At 35.7% G+C, this 26131-nt stretch carries 20 protein-coding genes and 1 pseudogene; 2 read left to right on the forward strand and 19 right to left on the reverse strand.

Annotated features, from left to right (window positions below):
* Window positions 1-23: 23 nt before the first annotated feature.
* Complete coding sequence (locus WQ54_RS13350) at window positions 24-239, reverse strand: hypothetical protein (RefSeq protein ID WP_156177943.1); 216 nt, start codon at window positions 237-239, stop codon at window positions 24-26.
* Between the two features lie 445 nt (window positions 240-684).
* Between WQ54_RS13350 and WQ54_RS13355 the strand changes: the two genes are divergently transcribed.
* Window positions 685-882, forward strand: a complete 198-nt coding sequence (locus WQ54_RS13355) for an alpha/beta-type small acid-soluble spore protein (protein ID WP_046517343.1) — start codon at window positions 685-687, stop codon at window positions 880-882.
* A gap of 340 nt (window positions 883-1222) precedes the next feature.
* On the opposite strand, the gene WQ54_RS13360 is transcribed toward WQ54_RS13355, so the two are convergent.
* From WQ54_RS13360 to WQ54_RS13435, 16 genes are all read right to left on the reverse strand, one after another.
* Entirely contained in the window at window positions 1223-1504 is a 282-nt protein-coding gene (locus WQ54_RS13360; protein ID WP_052737779.1) for a GNAT family N-acetyltransferase, read from the reverse strand.
* A 389-nt stretch (window positions 1505-1893) separates the two neighbouring features.
* Window positions 1894-3873: a family 43 glycosylhydrolase gene (locus WQ54_RS13365; RefSeq protein WP_231597525.1), complete on the reverse strand. Its 1980-nt coding sequence runs from the start codon at window positions 3871-3873 to the stop codon at window positions 1894-1896.
* Window positions 3874-4325: 452 nt separating this feature from the next.
* A complete protein-coding gene (locus tag WQ54_RS13370) occupies window positions 4326-5471 on the reverse strand; it encodes a glycosyl hydrolase family 8 (RefSeq protein WP_084822036.1) in 1146 nt (381 codons plus the stop codon).
* Window positions 5472-5535: 64 nt separating this feature from the next.
* Window positions 5536-6549 carry an endo-1,4-beta-xylanase gene (locus tag WQ54_RS13375; RefSeq protein WP_046517346.1) on the reverse strand — a complete coding sequence of 338 codons (1014 nt, stop codon included), beginning with the start codon at window positions 6547-6549 and terminating at the stop codon, window positions 5536-5538.
* Between the two features lie 139 nt (window positions 6550-6688).
* Complete coding sequence (locus WQ54_RS13380; RefSeq protein WP_046517348.1) at window positions 6689-7843, reverse strand: endo-1,4-beta-xylanase; 1155 nt, start codon at window positions 7841-7843, stop codon at window positions 6689-6691.
* A gap of 159 nt (window positions 7844-8002) precedes the next feature.
* Entirely contained in the window at window positions 8003-9568 is a 1566-nt protein-coding gene (locus WQ54_RS13385) for a glycoside hydrolase 43 family protein (RefSeq protein WP_046517350.1), read from the reverse strand.
* A gap of 91 nt (window positions 9569-9659) precedes the next feature.
* Window positions 9660-10544 (reverse strand): carbohydrate ABC transporter permease, encoded by an 885-nt coding sequence (locus tag WQ54_RS13390; RefSeq protein ID WP_046517377.1) that lies wholly within the window; start codon window positions 10542-10544, stop codon window positions 9660-9662.
* A 41-nt stretch (window positions 10545-10585) separates the two neighbouring features.
* Window positions 10586-11494, reverse strand: coding sequence for a sugar ABC transporter permease (locus tag WQ54_RS13395; RefSeq protein WP_231597527.1), 909 nt, complete (start codon window positions 11492-11494; stop codon window positions 10586-10588).
* A gap of 226 nt (window positions 11495-11720) precedes the next feature.
* Window positions 11721-13379 carry an extracellular solute-binding protein gene (locus WQ54_RS13400; protein WP_046517355.1) on the reverse strand — a complete coding sequence of 553 codons (1659 nt, stop codon included), beginning with the start codon at window positions 13377-13379 and terminating at the stop codon, window positions 11721-11723.
* 340 nt (window positions 13380-13719) lie between these two features.
* Window positions 13720-15462 carry a sensor histidine kinase gene (locus WQ54_RS13405; protein WP_046517356.1) on the reverse strand — a complete coding sequence of 581 codons (1743 nt, stop codon included), beginning with the start codon at window positions 15460-15462 and terminating at the stop codon, window positions 13720-13722.
* Window positions 15463-15487: 25 nt separating this feature from the next.
* On the reverse strand, window positions 15488-17104 hold the full coding sequence (locus WQ54_RS13410) for a response regulator (protein WP_052737780.1): 1617 nt from the start codon (window positions 17102-17104) through the stop codon (window positions 15488-15490).
* Between the two features lie 32 nt (window positions 17105-17136).
* Window positions 17137-17778, reverse strand: coding sequence for a YesL family protein (locus WQ54_RS13415; protein WP_046517358.1), 642 nt, complete (start codon window positions 17776-17778; stop codon window positions 17137-17139).
* A 945-nt stretch (window positions 17779-18723) separates the two neighbouring features.
* Window positions 18724-20028 carry a CitMHS family transporter gene (locus tag WQ54_RS13420; protein WP_046517360.1) on the reverse strand — a complete coding sequence of 435 codons (1305 nt, stop codon included), beginning with the start codon at window positions 20026-20028 and terminating at the stop codon, window positions 18724-18726.
* A 68-nt stretch (window positions 20029-20096) separates the two neighbouring features.
* Window positions 20097-21050, reverse strand: coding sequence for a hydroxymethylglutaryl-CoA lyase (locus tag WQ54_RS13425; protein ID WP_084822038.1), 954 nt, complete (start codon window positions 21048-21050; stop codon window positions 20097-20099).
* A 1-nt stretch (window position 21051) separates the two neighbouring features.
* Window positions 21052-22257 (reverse strand): CaiB/BaiF CoA-transferase family protein, encoded by a 1206-nt coding sequence (locus WQ54_RS13430; protein ID WP_046517362.1) that lies wholly within the window; start codon window positions 22255-22257, stop codon window positions 21052-21054.
* Window positions 22258-22399: 142 nt separating this feature from the next.
* Window positions 22400-23104, reverse strand: coding sequence for a FadR/GntR family transcriptional regulator (locus WQ54_RS13435; RefSeq protein ID WP_052737781.1), 705 nt, complete (start codon window positions 23102-23104; stop codon window positions 22400-22402).
* A gap of 196 nt (window positions 23105-23300) precedes the next feature.
* Here WQ54_RS13435 and WQ54_RS32645 point away from each other — a divergent pair.
* Window positions 23301-23491, forward strand: a pseudogene (locus tag WQ54_RS32645) (small, acid-soluble spore protein, alpha/beta type).
* Window positions 23492-23787: 296 nt separating this feature from the next.
* Here the strand turns inward: WQ54_RS32645 and WQ54_RS13440 are convergent.
* Window positions 23788-24198: a VOC family protein gene (locus WQ54_RS13440; protein ID WP_046517363.1), complete on the reverse strand. Its 411-nt coding sequence runs from the start codon at window positions 24196-24198 to the stop codon at window positions 23788-23790.
* Between the two features lie 215 nt (window positions 24199-24413).
* Window positions 24414-25250 (reverse strand): class I SAM-dependent methyltransferase, encoded by an 837-nt coding sequence (locus WQ54_RS13445; RefSeq protein ID WP_046517365.1) that lies wholly within the window; start codon window positions 25248-25250, stop codon window positions 24414-24416.
* Between the last annotated feature and the right edge of the window lie 881 nt (window positions 25251-26131).

Raw genomic sequence — 26131 nt, forward strand, 5'->3', positions numbered from 1 at the left:
TTTTACTCGTATACGGGCAGAATCTAAGCTATTTGCTCTTTTACACGGATTTGGTTTACTTCCAGCTTCATCTTCCCTTTAATAAACTTTCCTTCACTACTTGGTAAAAACTCCACGCTGCTTATTTCCAGATACTTTAAAAGGTCATCTCTTGTCTTTGGATGCTCATAAAGAAAACGATTTAAACTGTCGGCAATCTCTGTTATTAAACTATACCTATTATAAATAAAGGAATACATCCAAAAACGGCTCTCAAAAGAGCGGTATACATTCTCCAGGCCATACACAGCTAGACGAATACTATTATCAATATCCATGATTGAGTTGTATATGTTTGCCTCTTGGTTAGTCTAAATAGTAGACATAGTTTCTCTTATCTCATATTCAGTAAGGAAACCCTTTCCGCGTGTCGCTTTTTCAGCATTACTATTGGCAACCAGTAGAGCTTTTTCATAGTAACTTCAATCGTCCAATAATACTTTTCTTGGAGAGCCTCCAGTTCAGCAGCTTTTCTATTGGCTAATTGCTCACGATACTCCTTGTCCCAATTGATCAGTGTTTGTTTTTAGTAATATATATTCTTATTACAACATTATCTACATGTATAAATTTTGTTTAATTCATCAAACTACAATTAAGCAAGCTTGCATAATCTAATACTTACAAACTTAGGAGATGATTTGTATGGCACAAAATAATAACAGCAATCAATTAGTTGTTCCCGGTGCTCAACAAGCTATTGAACAAATGAAGTTTGAAATCGCATCAGAGTTTGGCGTTAACCTTGGTGCTGAAACAACATCAAGAGCTAATGGATCAGTTGGTGGAGAAATTACTAAACGTCTTGTTGCTATGGCTCAACAATCAATGGGACGTTTCTAATACCTTTTACTTAAATGGGGGGAGATAAGAAACTCTCCCCCTATTTATCTCTTATTAGATAAAATACAATACCTCAACTAAAACCTCTTTTTCTTAAATAAGTAGGAAGTGATAAAAATAGTATTATGTATGACAGATAGTATTTTTAATAAATCTAAATCAACAAAATAGATAGTAAACTCACAAATTTATATCCATATGCACAGTATTTCAAATTGGATCTTCTTCAGATAGTCTCACTAGACTTGAAACCCTTGAGATTTCCAAAAAGTGATCGCACCTAGCAGAAAGGGATGTGTATGTAAATATAGTTTCTGATACCCAGTATCATAACTGAATACTAGAGCTTTCTTGAATAATGTAGTCCCAAGCGCCTATAATCTGAATCTAAGTAGCACATTACAATTTCAGCTGTTTGAGTATTGTAATAATCCTTCAATTGATTAAATCTACCATTGTAAGGATAGATACCAATTGTCCCTAATATAGTTCCATCATTAAAACAAGCTGCAAAAACCACTGAATTTTCCCGTTGAATATAATGTTCTTGAAAATGAAGTAAATCGTATGGAAGTTGCTCTTGTGGTAACATTGGAAAAGTTTCTTTTCGTATTTTCATCATAAATTCTATTACCTAACGAATATCATCTTCTTCAACTTTTTTATAGTTAATGGTTGTTGTAAATTAATCCAATACACCTACTTTATTACCAAGTTTCACTTTAATACTTCCCCCGCGTAGAAAGTGAAACCGAAGCAAACAGTATCCATCCTTTCAACCCCCAATACTTATGATTTACTCGGTAGTAAAATCTTAAAGGTGGTTCCCTGATCTATGACCGAAGAAACTTCTATTTTCCCTTTATGAAACTCAATAATTTGTTTACAAATAGAGTTATTCTTGACAAACACTCTACACACAATAAAAAGGCATAAGTCCGGATAAATACCGTACTTATGCCCAGCAAGATGTTTGATAAAATTCTTGATTCCGTTTAGTTGTGTTTCATCTCAGTCTTCTGCTGCTGTAAACTTCCAATAATCAATATTAAATAAGTTATTTTCTCCTTCTCCTTTGAACATGAAGAAGATATTGTGTGTACCGCTAACGTTCTTTACATTCGTTTTCATCAGTTGCCATTCTTGTTCTCCACCAGTAGGTTTAACATTAAGTGTACCAATAACTTTACCAACTGGACTGTCCAGTCTCATTTCAATTGTGCCGCCTACAGTTGACGCAATATTAGCTTCAAATGTTGCAGCTTCTTTTTTCCCAAAATCAGCTTGCGATACAGCCATCCAGTCTCTGTTATTGATCTCTGTTACATTAAGGTTGATGCTCTCAACTAAACTGCCGGGAGCTTCTGCTTTCTCAGTCGAAATCCCTGCATTCCATGCAATAGTTTCAGCCTCGTTTCTCTTATATGGATCTAGGCTGGCAACCTGGGATACACCTTTCATATCTGCTTTGACATCTTTTATATAACCATTTTCATCATATTCAACCTTATTAATGTGAGGAGAACGGTACCCTTGAGCAGTTCCTAATTCTTTCGCTAATGTTTGTGCATGATAGGTTATATATGTTTGACCCTTAAACTCAAAGAAATCTTGATGATTGTTTCCGCCGACACCAAAAAATTGATATGGATTTTTAAGTGCTGTACCCATGTACGTTAACGGTCCCATTGGATTATCACTTATCATATAAGCAATTTCACCAGTCTTCGGATCGTGTACCTCACGTACACCAGAGAAGTTTGTACTATATGAGTAGTAGTACTTACCATTATGTTTGTGAATACCTGAAGCTTCAAACAAGAATGGTGCATCAATTACTTTTGCTTCCCCTTCTGTGTGTATCATATCATCACTTAACTTAATAACTCTGGCAGTTTTCGGGGATTCAGCTTGCTCTTGGGATGGTGGTGAACCTGGTACCCCTCCGCCGTAATACAAATATGCTTGACCATCATCATCGACAAAGGCTGCAGGGTCAAAGAGCCATGTTACACCCTCAGATTCAGGTGTATTCCGGGCGACTAAAGGTTTTCCAAGCGGATCTGTCCAAGGCCCAATAGGAGTATCTGATGTAAGCACACCAATACCTGACGCGTTATTTGAAAAATACAAGAAAAATTTATCCTTACCTTCAATAATCCTATGCTCAACTGAAACGGCCCATGATTGAGTTGCCCATTTTGCTGCGCCATTATGTCCAGCAACAGGAATTGCACCGTGGTCAGTCCAGTTGACCATATCATCAGAAGAAATGACAGTAACCGTATTAATTTTGCCATAAGTATTTGGTACGACATTTCCGTTAGCATCATATTCGTACTGATCATTTGTTAAGTAAATATAAACCCTTCCATCAAAAACCATCGCATGTGGATCTGCACCAAATTTATGACTGATAAGTGGATTGGCATTACCAGGAATTTTTGCAACTGCACCTGTATCCAGTAATTTTAATCCAATGGTAGCCACTGCATCTTGAACTGAATATTCAATGTCTCCACCATCAATCTTGATATAATTGGTCCTGATTACATCTGTCTTATCTGATGTCACAAAATCTTTTACTTTTAATTTAATTGTTGCGAATAAATCAGATTTTTTATGTGAGAATCTTACATTACCACCCTTGACATGAAGCATTAAATGATTATTGGAATAAGTATATGAACTTGCTCCAGTAATATTTTTTGAACTGAATTCCACCCCAGTAACAGTAAGACTCTCAGGGATATTAAATGATGCAGCAATAGAGGAGTGTCGTCCTTTTGACAACTCATCCATTTTCACAGGGACTTCTAACTCTATATTTGGAGCACCAACGACTTCAGAAACATCTCCTAACTCTGCACTCAGGACTGTTGGTGATTTAACTGTCCTTTTTTCATTTAATTGAGCAAATGACGTTTTACTTGGTACAAAATTAAGTAACATAGAAAACATTACTATGAGTAAAAAAAGCTTCTTATACATCTTAAAAATCCCCCCCTACTAAAATTTTAAAAGTCAAAAATATCTTACATGACATAAAATAGGAAATTTATCGAAAAACTTAGTTTTATAATAAAATTCTTCTATCCTATCATTTTTATTGCACGCACATTTTATTTTCCTTATATGCCCCCTTTTAAAGTTAAAGAGATAGAAACATAGATTGTCCTATATTAAATAGATAAGAAAAAGACTTGTGTAATTCCATAGGAGGTATTATACGTATTTACTATTTTTCTCATTTAAAATAGTATTTAAGCGCTTTCTAGTTCAGAGTTACAAAGTATTTCTTGTAATTATTTAATGCCATTCAGGTTATTGTTGTGGGTTCAGTTCACATTATCCACTCCGTCAATCCCTTTATTCATCCTTGATAAGCTTAAACATCACGGCTGCTAGCCTTCCAGTTTGTAAGAACAGAATCTATTCCGAAATTAAGAACGAGGAAACCAAATCTTATAATTTCCACTTAATGCAAGCATACTAAACATATATAAGCAGTTATCATAATAACGTCTTTTTCCCTTCCGAACAGGTGTATTCCAGAATAGATCAACCATTTTCCTTGCATTTAGACCATCGATTGCTGCCAAAGATGCCATTGCATTCGTTGCGATTAGTCCAACCGGATGAAGGGACTTTTCATCAAAGGGCCTTCCCTCAATAGTGTATCGACGATAATCATTTGGGTGTTTATCTGCAAAAAAGGCTTGGATTTTATTTGCTTCTTCTGTTTCCCATTTATCTCCTCTAAACCACTCGTAATCGAGTCCAATATTAGCGGCTACTCGATAAGAATCACTGAAGAAGTGTCCGTAGCCTCTTTCATTATTTGGTGTCCCATCATAATGAGCATATTCAGGTGCCAAACCAGTTAGAGGATAACAAGCTATTTTTAAGTACTCTCTGCTAGCATCTGCTGCCTCCTTCCAAAATGGTTGATCCTCTGGATAAGCCCACAATGCAAATAGCTCATAAAAGTGAGGAAGATGATAGGATGGGTCAGTGAACTCACAATCGGGAATAAACTTAATAAGCTTATTAACTGGATTCCACATTGGATAACCATCGTTGCCTTCCCCTTTATGAAGGCAATCTTTTAACAATTCCTTAGCCTGAACACTGTAGTTAAAAGGCTCTTCACCATCTCCCCATCGATGTGCGGCAAAAAACAATGCTAACGCAAAGTATTCTTCCCCATCCGGCGCAGGTCCATTTGAATTCTTTTTGCCATCTGGTTTACATGACCATGCAAAATAACCTGAATGTGTCCCTTCTGTCATATACATGTTTTTCTTAGCCCATAACCAAATTCGATCAAATTCGTCCTGCTTATCAAGTTGAACAGCCATCATCATTCCATATGACATGCCCTCTGTACGGACATCAAGATTACCAGTATCTAATAAATATCCCGTATTATCTTTATTAGAATAGTAAATTTTTGTATCTTCATCTCCATAAAAGAGTTGATTCCATGTGGCTTCTAGTCTTAGTTGGATTTCTTCCTCCGAGTACCCGTATTCTTTAAATACATTGCGATATTCTTTTGTATAAAAGGCACCTTGCTCCTGTGTCAACCTAACATTCCACCTTTTTATGAATTAATTAAAAATACTAAATCATCATAAAAATTGAGAGAGATTATCTAAAACTCGTAATTTTCTGAAGCGCTTGTTTTGGGAGTTGATTGACATCAAATAATAACGGCCAATTCTTCCTTCCTTTTACAGGAAAATTATCTAACCATGTATAATCATCTGCAACACCCCAGAAAGTAACGCTACTGATTACGTCCCTATATTCACGTAACATAGAAAACAGCTGCTCATAGCGTTCTTCTTGTAACGCAATCATTTCAGTTGTTGGCTCTTTTAAATCTGTTCGTCCATCGGTAGTATCAAATACTGACACATCTAATTCAGTAAGCTGAATTTGCAAGCCAAGAGATGCATATTTTTCAATAGCAGCACGGATGTTATCTAACGATGGACTGGTTAAATTCCAATGCCCTTGCATGCCTATTCCATGTATTGGAACTTGTTTTTCGATTAACGATTTAACCAATTTATAAATTTTGTCACGTTTTTGAGGGTGACACTCATTATAATCGTTATAAAAAAGCAATGCCTTTGAATCGGCCTCATGAGCAAACCGAAATGCCTTTTCGATAAAATCTTCTCCTACAATTTCCAAATAGTTTGATTTTCTTAAAAAGAGAACCTCACTGTCATCAATTACTTCATTCACAACATCCCAACTATGGATACGCCCTTGATACCGTCCTACAACGGTTGATATATGCGTTTTCATACGGTCTAATAGTAATTCTCTTGATGCATCTGAACCGTCTTGTTCCTTAAACATCCAATCTGGCGTTTGATTATGCCATACCAATGTATGTCCACGCATTTTCATATTATGTTCTTCTGCAAAAGCTACAAATTGATCTGCTTTTTCAAACGAAAATTTGTTTTCATTAGGCTGGAGATTCTCTGGCTTCATTTCATTCTCAGCTGTTATACTGTTAAAATGCCTGGTTAAGAGTTGTTTTGAGCTTTCAATTGTCCGTTGATTGATAGCTGCCCCAATTGAAAAGTAATCACTATAAACGTCTGAAAAAGATGGAATATTTAACTTAGATTGAAGCTGATTCATATCTTCCCCTCCGATGGCTAATAGATATTATAAAGATAATTAATCCTAAATTAATTATTGTTTTATAAAAGGCTTTTGTGCTCTCTTCTTTTCTAGAAAAGGAGGTTGCCCTCCCATCTAGAAAATACAGCCTGCATGTTTAATCCATAATTGACCAATATGCTGGTTTAACGTTGTATTCAGGATCAAAAACAAATGGTGCATCTTTTCCGACTCCGTTATTGTACTGTTGTGCACGGTCGTCTAACCATGTATGGTTATCAGCAATGCCCCAGAATGTGACATTACTAATCTTATTATCTAATTTCTCATATAGAGCGAATAAGGCATCGTAACGTTCAGCTTGTGCTTGGAGCTTCTCTTCTGGAATGTCTTCATAAGTCTCATAAGCAGGTCTTGGTGGCCAACCATAAAGACTAACATCCAGCTCAGTAATTTGATTATCTAATCCAAGACTAGCAAATAAATTAATTGAATCTTCAATCTGTGGAATAGATGGCCAGCCAATTTGGATATGAGACTGATGCCCAACACCATCAATTGGAACCCCCTGCTCCAATAAATCTTTCACTAAATTATATAAATTTGTTCTTTTCGGTTCTACTTCTGTATTGTAATCATTGATATAAAGCTTTGCGTCTTTACCGGCATATTTTTTAGCGGTTTCAAATGCTACTTTAATGTAGTCAGTGCCAGTGATTTTGTACCATGGAGATTCACGTAAACCTTTTTCGTTCTGTGGGGAATCATCGATTACTTCGTTCACAACATCCCAAGAATCCACCTCATTTTTATACCGTTTAACGATTGTTTTTACATGGGTTTCTAAGCGCTTTAATAAAAGTTTTTTGTTTTTCTCACGTTGTTTCAGGTCTGTCTCGTCTACCATTGGATTTCCTTCCTTATCAAGGAAAAACCATTGTGGTACTTGGCTATGCCAGACAAGAGTATGAAATCGTAAATCCATATCATTCTCTTTAGCAAACTTGACTATTTTATCTGCCTCTTCAAAATTAAACTTTCCTTCTTCTGGCTGTATATTAATAGGCTTCATAACGTTTTCTGCAACGATGCTATTATAATGGCGCTTTAGTATATCGGCAGTCTTTCCTTCTAATTGGTAAGGCTCTACGGCAGCACCAATAGAGAATGAATCTTCATATCTTTCATCAATTGGTGCTGCATTTAAAGCGTCTAATGGTTGGTCTAAAGCAGATACACCATTTGCTCCTAGAGGTATTAATAAGACTAATGCTAATCCAGAGAAAATTTGTTTACGTGCAATTTTTAACATATATTTACTCCTTTGCATTTTTTGGGATATTTAAAGTTATTTAAATGAGAAATGGGACTTTTTTGAGTAATCATACGAAGTTGATATAGTTCTTAACTTGAATTAAAAAATACCCCTTCGTTTATTGATACAATAAACGAAGTATCCAAAAATTACTTTCTAATTACCTTCTCTAAAAATAGTATCTTCTATCCTGAAATAATCAAAATCTACGAATCCATCCGTTGTTTTTGTGGCATAGTTAAATAAAGCAAAACGGTAGCCCATAAAATGGTCTAACTTATAACGCATTTGAAGGATATTTCCTATAGGATTCCAATTAACATGATCAAGACTATAATAGAAATATGCCTTGTCAGTCTGACTCCAGAAATTAAAATCAATCTTAAAATATACTCTCCCCTGGGTAATAGGAATACTTTCAATAATCTCTGCAGGGCCAAAGCTCCCATTTACCATCACAATGGATTTAGAATCGCCAGACATTTTTACACCAACAAACCCGTAATCTTTCTGAAAGGCGGCAAAACCAGAAACATCTCCGTCCCTCATGTTCGAGATTTCTATCGCAATATGACCCGAGCAATCTGGTCCGAATGTTCTTTGGGTAAGCGTATTTTTAGCATCCTCTAAGTTTGTAGATATCCATCCGTTTCTTAATCTTAGATAGCCAGGACGTTCGGTCAATGACCAATGTTCATTATCAGGATTATGATTCCATTGCCAAACTAATCCAACTTTATCGGTATCAGAATTAAATTCATCGGAATTCGCAATGAGACTACTAGACGTTTTATCACGAAATGGAGAAGTCATACATTCTGGAAGCTTACTTTGCTCGCCAAAAACAGGCCACCCGTCTTCCCATGTAACCGGGATAAGACAAGGAGTTCGACCAACGGATTCGTTATCGCAAAACAACATGCCGTACCAAGTACCGTTAACTGTATCAATAATTCCTCCCTGTGCAATACCACTCGGATCATCCATAGCAATACGACCTTCATATTCACCATCAATACCCTTTGCACGGTGCACGAGTTGAACCCGGTTACCATTCTTTGGCCATGTTATTGTGAATACGTAATAATACCCATTGATTTTTTGGATGTGTGAACCTTCAGCCTGCAGACCCACGTCTACCTCCGCACTTGCAACTAGACTAGCATCTGGAATAATTACTTTGTTTAGTCCACCTCCTTTAATTGCTGTTACATCTTTAGTAAGTTCAATTACTTTTATATCACCATGACCATAAGTCATATACACGCGCTCATCATCATCAAATAGTAGTGACATGTCATGATAATACTCATCTAGAGTAAAGCGTTCCCAAGGACCCTTTTCAATATTTCCCGTTTGAAAGATATAGGTTTTCCCAGTAGCTAAAGAGCCCACAACCACATAGAAGGTTTCCTGATGATAACGAAGACTGCTTGCCCAGGAACCTTTTCCATATTCATTTTTCCCGTTAATTAGCTTTTGTTTGTCGTTTTCAGCAAGAATATCATAAACATAATTAACGATTTCCCAATGCAAGAGATCGTACGATTTCATAATTGGTACCCCAGGGTTCATGTGCATAGTGGTACTAGTCATGTAATACGTATCACCTACCCTAATAACATCAGGATCCGGTACATCTGACCATATTATCGGATTTTCAAAGGTGTTTTGATCGTGTTTCATGAACAATTTTGATTGTAGATTTATATTTTCACTCATTGTTTTGATTTTCCCCTTAATCCCTTTCTTTCCTGTTTTTTTTCCTTTAGATGAAATTACTTGCTATATCCTTAAAAGAAAAAAGATTGAATTATTTAACTGCCCCTAATGTCATACCCTTAACAAAGTATTTTTGTAGAAACGGATACACGCAAATAATTGGTAGACTCGCTACAATGGTCATCGTTGCCTGAATTGACTTAGGAGTAACAGCTTGGACAGCATGTTCACCATTTGCTTGGGCGGTATTCCAATCACCGTTTGAAGTTGCAGTATTTTGGAGAATTTTCATTAACTCATATTGCAATGTCGTTAGATTTTCATTGCTTGAGTTATACAAAAATACATCAAACCATTGGTTCCATTGGCCAACAGCAACAAATAGTGATACGGTTGCTAATACCGGTAAGGACAGAGGCAACACAATTTGAAAGAAAACTCTAAAGTCTCCAGCCCCATCAATTCTTGCTTGCTCAAATAGACTTTTTGGAAGACCTTCTATAAATGAACGCATGATAATAAGATTAAATGCACTAATTAATCCTGGTAAAATATACACCCAAAAAGTTCCAATTAAATGCAAATCTCTCATTAGAAGGTAAGTTGGAATTAATCCACCATTAAAATACATTGTCATAATAAAAATGATTGTTATCGATTTTTTGAAAATAAACTTTTCTTGTGCAATCGCATATGCCACCATAGCAGTACATAATAATCCAATTCCTGTACCAATAACTGTTCTTGCTACCGATACAAAAATGGCCTGAATAATCGATGCTTGAGTAAATACATATTCGTAGTTACGGAAAGTAAATTCCCTTGGCCATAAATAGATTCCACCTTTTACAGAATCAGTTGCAGCATTAAAAGAAAGGGCTACTTGGTTTAAAAATGGGTATAGCATAATGATACTAATTAAAATCATGAAAATAATGTTACAAGTATCAAAGACGACATCTTCTCTCGTTCTCATTAAACTCTTTCCTTTTATACCTCTTTTCACTCTGTACCCCCCTAGTATAAACCGCCTTGTCCCATTTTTTTCGAGAATGAATTAGCTGCCATCAAGAATAGTAAACTAATAACCGTTTTAAACACTCCTGCCGCAGTAGCCATTGAAAAATTAAACATTGATATACCATAGTTGATAACAAATACATCAATATTTTCGGAGTACTCTACGTTCTGTCCATTCCCTAATAAATATTGAGGTTCAAATCCAGCCTCAATAATATACCCAATGTTCATAATTAAAAGGATCACAATAACCTGCTTCATTCCAGGAAGTGTAATATAACGTATTCTTTGTAATCGAGAAGCACCATCAATTTTGGCTGCTTCATATTGTTCTTGGTCGATCATTGATATTGCCGCTAAATAAATAATGGTATTCCACCCTACATTTTTCCAAACTTCTGAAGCACCTAAAATCCCCCAGAAATACTCACCGATGCCCAGCCAAAGAATTTCCTTGTCAATAAGATGAAGTCCCATCAATATTTCATTAATAATTCCATCAATAGACAATACAGATGAAACAAGTGCAGCAGCTACAACCCAAGAAAGGAAGTGAGGTAAATAGCTAATGGTTTGAACGACTCTTTTAAATTTAAGATTTGTTAATTCGTTTATTAGTAATGCTAAACCAATCGCTGTAACAAAACCTAAAATTAAATTAATGAGACTTTGAGCCAGCGTATTTCTGAGAACTCCTAAGAAACGATCATCTGTGAATAGAAAGATGAAATGTTTAAAGCCTACCCATTCTTGTTCTGTAAAAGGACGAGCTGGTTTAAAATCCTGAAATGCCATTGTCCATCCCCAGACAGGAAAATACTTAAAAATAAATACCCAAATCACAAAAGGTACTGTCATCAATAATAAAGCTTTTTGACTACGGCATATTTTAAGGAATTCTTTCATTCCCTTTGCTTGATTTGGTAGCACCCTTGGAGATGAAAGCGCTTTTTCTTTTGTTTGTAATTGCCCCATTTTATTCCCTCCTATTCCCATTTAATTAGTGAGCTTTAATCCATAAAAACTTTTAACTACAGATACAAAAAAAAGCAGCACAAAGGAAATTTTAAACAAGGAAGGCTGAACTTCCTTCTATAAATCATTCAGCCTTCACCTTAAATTCTTTTGTTGCTTATTTGGCAAGTTCAGCTTCTTTTTTAACAGATTTCTCCATTACTTCTTCATAGGCTTTATATGGTAGCTTTTCAAATTCCTTCTTAAATTTTTTCCATTCGGCATCAAAATCAGATGGATCAGCAAGTATGATATCCGGGTATGATCGTTTGATTAAATCACGAGACTGTTGGTCATACAACTGTGCCTCAGAACCAGTCTCAATCGTTGCATCCCAAAATGGGAACCATGGTGCTGGTTCTGGCTCAGTGAATAAATCAGTAAACGTTTCAATGTTATATGCTTTTAAAAACTCTTTGTCCACTTCATCATATGCAAGCTGGGCAACTTCAGGTTGAACAGCTGGATCAACAGAATTACCGTCATCAAATTTTCCGCTCATAATTGGCCAATACCATCCTAGTGCAGAAAACCCAAATTCATCTCTAAACTCTTCTTTATTGACTAAATCAATTTGTTCCTGTGTTCGATGAAAACGGCCTTCCTCATTTACTTCATACGTTTCGCCCTCAATACCCCACGTAATAAGTTTTTGAGAATCAATTTTAGCGATGTGATCTAAAAATTTAATAATCCTAATTTGATCTTCTTCAGGAGTACCTGTCGTTAGTCCCATCCCTGGAGATGTTACAAAAGATTCCGGATTCAAGTACTGGTCTTTGATTCCTTCCTCGAATACAATAGGGAACGCCATAAAATCATTATAAGGATCATCATCTTGCTCAAGCGTATCTAAAGCTGTACCTGATTCCCAACGAGGACCAAACCATCCTACAACACGTCCTGATGATATTTTAGCTAAATACTCATCATAGTTTTGTGTAAAAGCTTCTCTATCAAATAGTCCTTTCTCGTTTAATTCATTTAATTTTCCCAACCATTTCTTGGTAATATCCTTATTATGATAAACGGAAACATCTAGTGTATCATTATCAACAATAATTCCTTCCTGCTCACCTGATAAGAAGGCTGGCGGATCAAATAGTTGTCCAACATGCCAATCATACTGTAATAATGTATACGGAATTGTATCTGCACCATTTGTAGTCGGATGGGCTTTTGAATATTTTTCAATGATATCAAAATATTCATCTATTGTTTTAGGATGTGGATAACCAAGCTCTTTTAATGCTGCCCGTTTAATAAAGAATGCACTCTGTCCAACATTTGGAGGCTTTAAATATCCATTAGAGACACCAGATGGCAGAATATATATGTTCCCATCCTCTTGTTTCATTTTTTCCCAGATTGGGTCATACAACTTTCTTAGGTTTGGAGCATGCTCTTCAATAAGATCATTTAGCGGTACAAATCCACCTGCATTAATAACATCCGCTGTTGCATTTTGAGCATTTAGTAATTCCGGATATTCACCACTAGCGATCATTGTACCGATCTTTTGGTTACTATCCCCTACAATATGTTCAATATCAAAGTTAACTCCTGTTGCCTCTTCGAACATTTTCCCAATCTTAGTATCACCCGTATTAACATCTTTTCCTGTTGAAGATGCATTAAAGAATGTGTAAGTAAAAACTTCTCCGTTTTCACTAGATTTATGATCTTTTCCCGATTCTTCAACTTTCGTACATGCAGTAACAATAAACAACATGACCACTAGAGCAAAAGCTAGAAATATAGACCTTCTTTTTAACATTTTGACTCCCCCTTTGTTAATGTTAAATAATACATAATACAATGTAATACTGTTATCTCACCTCTGTAAGCACTTTCATTATATCTCTACTGCCAATCTAAAGTGACCATATAAAGTATAGTTTTTACTTTGTAAACTATAGCAACTTAAGTAGAACTAAAACATTGAAATATAGATGTATATGTTTTAAAACTTATAAAACAATCTGAATGACGACTATCTCTGTCACGAAATTCTTCCAAATAAATGAAACCAATACACATCGGTCATACGACCGACACGTATTGGCATCAAAGTTAGATTGTTATCTAATTTAGAATGCTATGATAACGCTGGATTTTTACTTTTGAAATGGTAAAACGATTCTAACTGTCGTTCCTTCTCCCTCTGCACTTTTCACTTTAAAATCAAAGTGATTTGAATAATGCAACTTTAAACGATAGTAAACATTTTTTATCCCCACATGTTCACCAATGCTTTCAACCTCTTCAATAGATTGCATTAACCTTTCGTATTCTTCTTTTTCAATACCCTGCCCATTATCCTTTATCTCACATATTATTGCATCACCATGGCACTTTATCGATATGTTGATCAAACCGTTTCGTTTTATCGGTTCAATTCCATGTATACTTGCATTTTCTACAAAAGGAATAAGAGACATGTTCGGAATAATGCACTTTTTTGCCTCAGGGTCAACCTCGATATGGTATTGCATTTTGTCATCAAATCGATAATGTTGTATTTCTAAAAAGCAGTTTATTAAATAAATTTCTTCTTCTACGCTGACCCAATCTTTTCCCCATATGAAAGATTTTCTAAGCATTTTCGCCATATTTTGAATAATTTTTGCTGTTTCTTCCTCTTTCTTTAGAATACTTCTCATCCGAATGGTTTCCAATACATTAAATAGGAAATGTGGGTTAATCTGACTTTGTAAAGCACTTAGTTGTGCTTGTTTACGTTGTAATTCTAAATCCTTTTTTTGAATATCGGCTATATATACATCATTGATAAGCTCCTTAATTTTGGAAGCCATCCGATTAAATGCTTGAGTAAGCTCACCTATTTCATCCTGATAGTTCACACCTTTAATCAGTTCAAAGTTTTGACCCTCTGCTTTCCTCATATGCTTTAATATACGTAAGATACGTAAATGAAGGGAACTTGTTATATAAACAATAAAAAGAGATGGAAAGACTAAATTAATAAGAGCTAAATAGAGAATAAAATTGCGGGAATCTTGAACCTCCTCAAGTAATAACCTCTCTTGAGTAACACCCACTACCTTCCAATTATTTAAATAAGGCACATTAAATGATTCTTCAAAAACCAACGCATCCTTTGATAATGTAAGAGAATGATATTGGATATCTCCTTCTGACCAATTCACCTTTGGATTTGTCGTATATTCAATTATCCCTTGCTCATCCAGTAAATAAATATCACCTGGAAAAGTCACATTATGAAAAATATGCTCCATTAATCCTAAATCGAATTGTAATTCTAGAATTTTCTGTGTGGAATCTTTTGTTTTATAATAATCCATTTCTCTTATCAAACTAAATGTATCCAGCTTTCCTGATTCTCCAATTCGACGAGTCAAAACAGGATAAGATTGTCTAATTAACTCTGATTCCTTATACCAATGAGACTCTTTAACAAGGGTATCAATTTTATTGACACCTCCTGCATAAATAACTGTATCATTATTTGTATATAAGTTTAATGAACGAACAGTTGAAAAAAGTGGCACTTCTTTATAAATTCCTATGTAATAATCGTGATAAGCATGGATAAAATCTATGGTTTTTTCGTACTTGTTTTCTAGAAAATTGTACAACTCATAATCCGTATATAACTTAGATGAAATTTCTACAGCATCATCTATCGCTGTACGAAAATCATTCGAAATTTGCTTTACAGAAAGGGATATGTCATTCACCTTTTGTGTTCTGACATTGTTGGAAGTAATTTGATAAAATGCGATGTGTGTTAATGTGATTGGGATGAAAACGGAAACAATATAAATAATTAACAGCTTATTTCTTAATCCTATATTATTAAAATTGAATCGATTCATTTTATCTCCATCTTAAAATCTTCCATTATAGTTTTTTTCGATATTGAGTTGGTGTCATCCCAGTCGTTTTTTCAAATTGAGTGACAAAGTAATCAGGATTCGAAAAACCCACACATTCTGCTACCTGATAGATTCGCATATCTGTCTGCCTCAATTTTCTTTTCGCTTCATTTATTCGCACTTGTAGAATATAATCTTTAAAATACATGCCATATGTTTTTTTAAACAATTGACCCATGTAGACCGGATTCATAAAGAATTTATTCGCTATAGTTTTCAATGTGAGGTCCTCTTTGTAGTGAGTATCTACGTATTTTTTTATTCTTCTTATGTTTCCTGACCCACACTCCTTATTGAGCTGATTTAACAGAGCAGCTGCCTCTAATAAAAAGTCTAGAAACAAGTTCTTAATTTCAGATAAAGTTCGAGGCTGGTTGTCCCAATTTAACATATTCTGTAATAAAGTTAACTTACTTTCATCCCCATCCATCGACTGTAAGGTTTTAACCACTTCATGTACAACCCGATTTATAGATGTTCTTACTGCATCTTTCGCGAAAGCTTTTACTTGAAACTGTTCAAACATCATTGCAACGTTTTTTCTAATTTCAGAGATTCGATTTTCTTCTATATGTTCCATTAACGATTGGTATTGTGTTTGATCAAGCTCAATGTAATTAATAGACTTATTCTTTGTTTTGCCATATACAATCGGTTTATCTGATGCTTCCACATACTTAAATTGAAGTACCTTCATTGCCGCTTCATAAGAATCCTTAATATTAATTGGATGGTCTACTAACCTTCCGACGTAGATGGTGACATCTGTCTTCAAATGAATCGTTAGCTGAGCTTTTAATGTTTCTGAAAAATGAACAATATCACTGCTAAATTGTTGAATTTCTTCATTCTTGACTAATAAGCCAATACGGTTATTATCGTGTTCACGAAACAAAGTAGTAGCATTTAAATCCTCACCATGAATGGTTTTGCTAATAATTTCACGTATCTTTATAGTATTTACAGCCACGTTATTTACCTCTATGATAATGTAGGCAAATCCTATTGATTGATCAATATTTAGTTTTTTAACACAACCATAGAAGAGATCTTCTTCAAGTTCTCCTGTTATTAAATCATTGAAAGCAGTCGCTGCAAGAAAATTTTCTCTATTTCTTGTTAACTGTAATTCTTTTGTATACTTATCTGCTACTTTTCTAAGTGTATCTTCAATTTCCTCTTTATCTACTGGTTTTAATATAAAATCGTGTACACCATACTTAACAGCCCTTTGTGCGTAGCTAAAATCACTATACCCACTAATAATAATGAAGTTTGGTCTTGTTTTTTTTAGATCGACTGTATGCTTTATTAATTCAAGACCATCGAGGACAGGCATCTTAATGTCTGTAATGACTAAATCTGGATTAAACTTTTGAATATACTCCAAAGCATCTTCCCCATTATCTGCTTCTTCACAGACTTCGAAGCCACAGCCTTTCCAATCAATAAGATTAATCAATCCTTTACGCACATATCGATCATCATCCACTAAGAATACTTTGAAAGCCACCGCAATCATTCCTCCATTCACAAAGGCACTAGATAAATCAACATCACCTTGAAATAATAACGCTTTCATTTTAAGCTGTTACCATTTTATCCCCAATATCGTCACTTAGAGATCTCATTTGCTCGCTGCTTATAATCAAGTCTATTAAAAACAACTAGTGAACAAACCATGATAATTAAAGCAATTATACTAGAAGTTATAAATGGAATAAGGCCTGGTATAGAAACAAGTAGAAAATATAAGAGAGTTAATCCGATTATAATGCCCACCGTCATGAAAGGACTAACTATACCGATTAAAATTGCATGCTTAAAGTATTGAAAAAACTTTAATTCGTAATGGACGTAAACAGGTAGAATGTATAGTAAGGTAATAAGATAAAGAATACCTACAAAAATTAAGCCTGTATAAAATACATAATAAGAAAATCCTGTAATATTGCGAATAAACAAGAAATCAAGATATAGAAAATAGCCTATTGATGTCATGATGATACCGATCCCATTAGACTTTAAAAACTCTCTTTTATAGGTAAAAACAAATGTCTTAAAAATTTGCTTTCCAGTAGCATCTTTTATAATCAGATGACGAATGACTGTAAACATTGCAACTGTTGCTGGAAAAACACCGAATACAATTAGTCCCAAAAGTACACTACCTACCCATAATAGATTAATATAAACTAACCACATGATCCATTCTAATAATCGGTAAAAATTAGCTATGTTGAGAATCTTCCCCATTTAACCCCCTCTTTCTATTAAATTATTATTATAGTACCATCGATTACAAAAACGTATAGGCTCCTCAAATCCTGATTATTAAAATATTTGTCAAAAGATTATGTGGAGGTGAAATATAACGATTTCACTTTGGTCTAAATACTTTTAATTATAACGGAGACACTTTTCTTCAATCACTTTATAAACTAAAGATTTTCCTTTGAAAAATTTAGTTGTTGAAACAAAAAAGGTACCTTTTATTTAACGAACAACTACCTCACCAACTAGAACGTTGAAAGCATCTAAACCACTCTTCTTATTTAAAATATTATGTCATGTCGTTACTTTAAAGAATCTATCAGGGGCACTCACTCCTTTCATTAAGTAAGTTTGTTTATCACGTAAACTAAGTATATATGAAATAATTTCATCTTTCAATTTTTTTAAAAACACCCTTTCCAGTTACCTAATACTCTTTCTATCCAAACATCCCTCTCCAGCTGGGTTAAATGTATCATTTTTTCCATTTTTATTAAGAAATAAAATTCCTTCTTCAGTTAATTTACAGCATTAAGGCTTTCAGCTTTTTATTTAATAAAATACAGTCTTGAGACACTTTACGAGCTAATATAAGTACACGTTTATTCGTTCTTCGCTTGTTGTAATAACATCCTTTTCATACCATGATTACGAACAAACTCCTTGCCTTATAAGGCAAGGAGTGGGCAGCGGTTCCCCGAAAGGGTGTGATTGCTGATGATGACGAAAAAAGATACACAAGAGGAATGCTAGTCGTAGCAATCATCGCCATAAACCAGAAAAAGTAACCACCCTGTCTGTTCGGCAAAACGGTAGAGGGTAGGTTACTTTTTCTTTTAATTACTCAACCTGAGCAGTTGCTTATTTTTAATACAACTAAGATTATTTAGTTGGAGTATAAGCACCAGAGTCTTTACAGTATTACAATTAAATGGACAATGCACCTGTAATAATACCAACCACTATCATTACAAGAGCGCTACCAACAGCGTATTTCGTAGAAAATTTAATATGTTCCTGGAAATTCACACCAACAAGGCCGATTAATACGTAAACAGAGCCAACAAGCGGACTTAACAAATGGAGAGGCTGACCAAGAAGTGACGCTTGAGCAATTTCTAGTTTATCAATCCCAATTTGTGAAGCGGTTTCAGCTAGAATTGGAACAATCCCAAAATAGTAAGGATCATTTGCCATAAAGAAAGTAAATGGCATGCTCGTTAAACCCACAATTAATGGAAGTTGAGGAGCAAGGAAATCAGGAATCACTTGGACTATAGAAGTTGCCATGGCATCTACCATTCCAGTACCTTCTAATATCCCGGCGAATGCTCCTCCAGCAAATATAAGTGAAACAACAGTCAATACATTTCCAGCGTGTGCTTCTATTCTTGCTTTTTGATCGTTTAAATTTGGATAATTGACAATGGTTACTAAAACGAATCCGAGCATAAACAAAGCAGGTAATGGAAGGACAGCTGTTAATAACCCTAAAACCAATAAAATGGTTATAACCAGATTAAACCAAAATAGTTTAGGTCTTTTTAATGATTCAGCTGACACATCCATCACAGTTGCTGCCATTTCCTCTTCCACCTGAAAATCTGCAGAAACCTCCTGAATACCCAGCCTTTTTCTTTCTTTCAAACCAAAGAAAACGCCCAGGCCTAACACATAAAGGGCCGCTGCGAGAATTGAAGGAATCAGTGGAGTAAGTATTGTCATCGCATCATAGTTAAAAACAGACATAACACGTGCAGTCGGCCCACCCCAAGGAAGAACATTCATAATCCCCATCGACATCGCAGGTAAACAAGCGAGGATTAGTTTGTTCATGCCTAAACGTTCATAAAGGGGCAAAAATGCTGTAACAACGATTAGATACGTAATGGTTCCATCGCCGTCTAAACCTACCAGCAAAGAAAGAAGGGCCGTTCCAATTGTTATTTTAAGAGGGTCACCTTTTGAAATTTTAATCACTTTATTCACTAATGGATCAAACATTCCCGCATCAATCAAAGTTCCAAAATACAATATGGCGAAAGTCACCATGATGGCGGTTGAAGCTACCGTTTCAGCTCCACTTAAAATCATGTCGCCCACATCTGTGAAACCTGCCAAAAGAGCAAATAATGCCGGAATGATTATAAGAGCATTCAGAGCGTTCATTTTATTACTCATAATTAAATACATAAAAACGACGATCATTAAAAACCCTAAAAATGTTAACAATTTCTCCACCCCACTTTTTAGATAACGTTTTCATTTAATGGACAAGAAAAGGCTCCCTAAACCTTTTCTTATCCAAGTTTTTCCTGACCTTCGGGTTTACAGTGCAGCTTTGAATTTGGACCAGCTTTCAACAGAAAGCTTCCTCCGTCATGTCCAATCGTTTTCTTAACCTCTTTTGCCGCCTCAAGCAATTTATCTAAATCAATTCCTGTCCTTATACCCATTTCATGAAATGCATGAACGATATCTTCAGATGCAATATTGCCTGCTGCATTTGGTGCATATGGACAGCCTCCAAGACCTGCTATTGAACTATCAAAAATAGTAACACCCTGTTGGAGTGCTGCTACTGCATTTGCAAATGCCATCCCCCTTGTATTATGAAGATGCATTGAAAATATGAATCCTGGAAACTCTTGTTTCATTATACCTAAAACGTCATAAACAAGTTTTGGGTCACCTGAACCGCTTGTATCTGCTAAAGAAATCTCAGTTATCCCCATTTTACGGTAGTCTTCAAGGATTGATAGTAATCGTTCAACAGGAACTTTTCCTTCAAAAGGACAACCAAAAGCAACAGCGATTGATCCACTGACTTCGACATTGCTTTTATTGGCTAGGTCAACAATTGAAAGTAGATTTGCTTGTGCCTCTTTAACCGTGGCGTTAGAATTTGACAGACTATGAGAATCAGTTGCAGAAAGTAACAATTTCAGCTTTTTTACGCCTACACTGATGGCTCGTTCTGCTCCCTTCACATTCGGAATTAAGGCACGAAATTTTACGTCTGTTAAATCTTGAATGCTTTTTACAACTTCTTCTGCATCCTTTAGCTGTGGAATGGCTTTTGGATGAACAAACGAAGTAACTTCAATATGCTGGATACCTGTATAAACAAAACGATGAATAAGGCGAATCTTTTCTTCCGTCGGAATCCATTTGCGTTCCATTTGAAATCCATCCCGAGGACATACTTCCCAAATTGTCACTTTTTCAGGGAGCATCAATTTGTTTTCAATCATATTAAATAACTCCTTTTTCATATAATTGTTCAATTTGTTCTTCAGTTAAGCCAATTTCATTTTTAAGAATTTCTTCGTTGTGTTCACCAAGTTCTGGAGCGCGATGTCTAATTCTTCCTGGAGTTGCAGAAAACTTCGGTACGATTCCAGGCACTTTTACAGACCCAAGACGAGGATGTTCTACTTCTAAAATGTTTTCTCGCGCTTTGTACTGTGGGTTATTGAAAATATCTTCAATACTTAAAATTGGTGAAATTGGCACACCGTCAGTATCCATTTTTTCAATAAGCTCATCATTATTAAGACTTCCAATAAACTTTTTCACAACCTCTTGCAAACCTTCATCATTTTGCATTCGTTCCATATTTGTTTTATACCGTGGATCATCAATTAAATCTGCTCTCCCCATTGATTTCGCCAATCTAATCCATGTTTTTTCTGTACTGCAGACAAGAACCACCCATTTCCCATCTTTTGTCTGGTACGTGCCAGCCGGACTGGAGTGCCCTGCCAACATTGGGCTTCTTTCTCTTACTTTCCCCAATTGATCATACTCAGCAATTAGGAACTCCATCATTCGGAACATGGCTTCGTACAAGCCTAATTCAACTACTTGTCCTTCTGCATCGTTTTTATCCCTATGATAGAGAGCGCTTACAGTTCCGAAAGCCACAAAAACCCCCGAAACATAATCCAACAATGAAAAGGCAGGGCTTACAGGAGGTCTGTCTGAAAATCCCTGCAAATACGTATAACCTGAAAAAGCAGTGCAAGGAGTTCCAAAACCTGCTTTCTCTGCATAAGGACCTGTCTGACCATAACCGGATTGTCTTGTTAAAACGATATTAGGGTTTACTTCTTTCAAGACCTCGTATCCCAGACCCCATTTTTCTAATGTACCTGGACGAAAATTTTCAATCACAGCATCAGCTGTCCTAACTAGTTCTTTAAATATCTCTTTTCCTTCTTCTTTACGAATATCAAGTGTTAAAGAACGTTTATTTCTTGATAGCCCAGGCCACCTTAACGACTCTTCACCTTTCCAAGGCCCAAGTCCTCTTGTAGCATCTCCTTTACCAGGGAGTTCGACCTTTATAACTTCAGCTCCCAAATCCCCAAGCAGGCAAGCTGCAAAAGGTGCAGCAATGACGCTGGAGACATCTATAATTTTTAAGCCTGTTAACGGTCCAACGTTTTTTAGTGTCATATTTTTCCCTCCATTTAAATTGGTCTTATGGTTTACTGGTCAGACCAGTTAATTAATTTTGATTATGCCCTACTTATTTGAAAACGTCAACATATTTTTAACATAAAAACCCTATCTATAAATGATAGGGTCAAAGAATTCATCATTGATTATTTAAGATGCTCTTTCGTAATCGCTGCAAATGTGCAGCCATTGCTTCTGATGCATCTTTTGGTTTCCGGCTTTTCACTGCATCAAAAATAGCTCGGTGTTCTGCACTTGAACGTTCCAGCCTGTCAGGCGATAATAAAGTTTTCAGCCTTATTTGCTGAAGCATATTTAAATTTGTTTCAAGTGTAGTTACAAGCACAAAATTATGAGTTGCTTCTGCAAGCGCTAAATGAAACATACTGTCTCGTACCAGCTTTTCATCAATATCCTTTCGTTCTGCTTCAACTTTCAACAAAGCTTTTTCCATTTTTAAAAAGTCTTCTTCAGTAGCTCGTTCACAAGCAAGCGCTGCAATCTTTGGTTCAATCATTTCACGGACTTCTAAAAAATAAATAATAGAGGTTGTTTTCATGAGATCTACAGGATCAAAGCTATATTCCATAACGAGACGTTGATCGACATTCTGTACATAACGTCCACCGCCTGGTTTTGCAATAACAATTCCTTCAGCTTCTAATACCCGAAGAGCTTCTCTCAGGGAAGTTCTACTGCATCCAAGCATAGTAGAAAGATCCCGCTCGCCAGGCAGACGCTCACCAGGAAGTATCTTTCCTTCTTTAATTAGTTCTCTAATTTGCTCTACAATTTGTTCATATACTCTTGCATATTTAATATTAGTGAATAAGTTATTTTCCACAGTACGCCACCTTTCATTCCACAGCAGCAATCGATTAATATTAAAATCACTATACCATACTTTTCTTTGAGAAAGTATGGTAATTGCTTGTTGAATGAAAGAGTTTACCTCAGCCTTTAACATAAAAAAACCTTAAACTACTATTAAGCAAGCTTGCATAATCCAACTCTTACAATCTTTTAAGGAGATGATTTGAATGGCACGAAATAATAACAGCAATCAATTGTTGTTCCAGGTTCTAAACAAGCTATTGAACAAATGAAGTTTGAAATCGCATCAGAGTTTGGTGTTAACCTTGGTGCTGAAACATCTTCAAGAGCTAACGGTTCTGTAGGTGGAGAAATGACTAAGCGCCTCTTTGGCTCAACAATAATGGGTCGTTTATAATTATTATTACGTATTTAGGAGGAGAAAGAAGTTCTCCTCCATTTTATGTTTTTTAGATAAACTCCCGTTCCTCCACTATAGCGCCCTATTCTGGAATAGTCCTTTACTAATACTACCTCGTGAAGCCCTTTTCACTCTTCTTTTTGCTTTTTGTCTTCCAGAATAGTAGTTGAATACCGAACAGTTGTGGGGAAAACATAACATAAATCGAGACAGCTACCACTGCACAGATAATCGCTACGCCCCACAGTGCATCTTGGCCAAGCCTTGGTGAACTGTGAATGCCGACGGGAGGGTCACGCTTTTCTGGTCAGAACCTCCAAATAGTGCTGATTGTACATAATACCTAGAATATTCCCAAAGGGATCGACTACGGAAGCAGTGATGAATCCCTCGCCGCGCTCTGTGGGTGCCTCGTACTCTTTCGCTCCCATAGACAGCAGCTTCTTGAAAGTTGCTGTTACATCATCGACGTGCCAGTACACTACAGCACCTGCCGGGCCGGTCGCTGACCCATCGGGTGCGTAACGGCTATCGATCAGGCCCAGCTCGTGCTGGTAGTCGCCAAGGCGAAACTCGGCATATCCTGGAAGTTCGAAGTATGGTTCGATGCCCAATAGCTCGGAGTACCACTTCTTTGCCGCTGCTAGATCTTCCGTCCAAAAACTGACTGTGGTGAGTCCCCGTAATGTCTGTGTGTCGCTCATAATCGATTTCCTCCTTTAATGTTAAGTAGTACGTTCCAATGTTAAACTAAATAACATCTTCTGATTAACTTCGATTTACTTGCGAATAATACCTTCTCTTATTCAATTAAATGGACTTATACAAAAAGACGCGTTGCTTGATAAACTCGCTCTTTTGTTTAAGTACATTCATTCACAAACTTTATACTAATTGTTTTAGGGAAAATATTAATCCCCTAGTAGCTTTTCTCTAATAATAAGGCCATTGTATCATTTCCTTCCTGATACTCTTCACCAGTTACATCATTGTAAATTGATATTAAAGTAAAACCTGCTTCTTCTAATTCACCCAAGATCATTTCTTTTGTAAAATATTGATTCCAAATATAGTAAGTTTCCGTTTTTTGTTTGGTTATGACAGTCGTTTGTTCAAGCGAAATGTAACCATCATACTTTAAATTTTGGGTCAATTCTATATATGATTCAGGAGACCAAAAACCTCCTTCATCTCTTAAATACCAATTATTACCTTCCGAAAAAACATTGTATTTATGCTCAGTAAAAACATCTAAAAGGAAACTTCCACCTTTTATTAAACTCCTACATATATTTTGTAGTAATTTCTTGCGGTCATTAGGTGCAAGAGCCCCATAATCACAGTATATAAGTGTCGCAAAATCATATTGATTTTCGTTAGTTAAATATAAATAATTTTCGTTACGATATTTTATATCTAACCCCTTATCTTTTGCACTATCTTTAGCGTATTTAATTGAGTTCTCAGAAAAGTCGACTCCTGTAACGTCATAACCTCTCTTGGCTAATCGTTCACAATAAAGCCCGGGTCCGCAACCAAAATCAATGATATTTTGATCACCTTTTTTGGTTGCTATCTTTTTAATAAAATCAACAGATTGATCGATAAAATTAGTATTTCTACTAGCTCCTTCATTATTTGGATCAAGGTGAGCTTCTAACAAATACTTTGCGATATGTGGGTCTTTCCAAAACATCTTATCCGGCTGTTTGAACTTTTCTGGCTTTTGTAATTGCTGCATTAAATCAATAAACATAAATTAATTCCTCCTCTATTTTTAAACACAAAAAAACCGTAGAGATTTTACTCTACGGTTTAAAAAGGAGAATTCATCCGGAGAGCAAAACATCAATTTTGAGCATAACAAATAAGCATTTAATCATACCTATTTATTTTGCTTGAAATTGATTGTTTTACTATCTCCAGTCATAATAAAGTTCACGAAAATCAAACTTCTACTATGCCGAACTTCTTCACCTAACCTTCTTGTGTTTGTATAATTAATCTTAACAGGCTATACTTTTATTTTCAACAATTAAGGTATGTATCATAACAACTGGGAATTATAACACAAAACCGCTCGGTTAGTTTAAGTGAAAATATTCACAATTTCTTCATTCATACCAATGTTCTTTAAACGTGATATTCATACAGATAGGTAAGGGTTTGAAGTTATCGCTCCCTTTTCCCCCCGTCCACACCGTACATGAGACTTTCACCTCATACGGCGTTCCAACTAATCCAATTCGATTTAGTCATCAACACTTCTGAAATCGTAACGTCTTCCGTGTCTCAATTCTTCCGTTTCAATAAGTCGGTGCCTCCCATGGGAGGTAAACCTCTTTTAGTCTTACGAGAACCTTATTAACCGATAAAGATTTGCCTTGCATGATTAATTGAATCTTCATTAGTCTAGTGGTTATCCCTTCGGGTTGATTAGACCTTTCATCGGTACTGTGCCACCACTTTCACTGATATAAAGTTAAGTTATACAATAACTATTCTCATTATTGCTTTCCTTATCAACGCTTCATAGAAAGTAAGTCCTCCACGTTATCAGCTTACAACGTTGAATTATATCTATTATAGAATGAACTTAGGTGCTTCCTGTAAGCCTGTTAGCCGTTCTTATGCCTG

It is taken from the genome of Bacillus sp. SA1-12 (assembly GCF_000981385.1).
GTDB lineage: Bacteria > Bacillota > Bacilli > Bacillales > Bacillaceae > Metabacillus.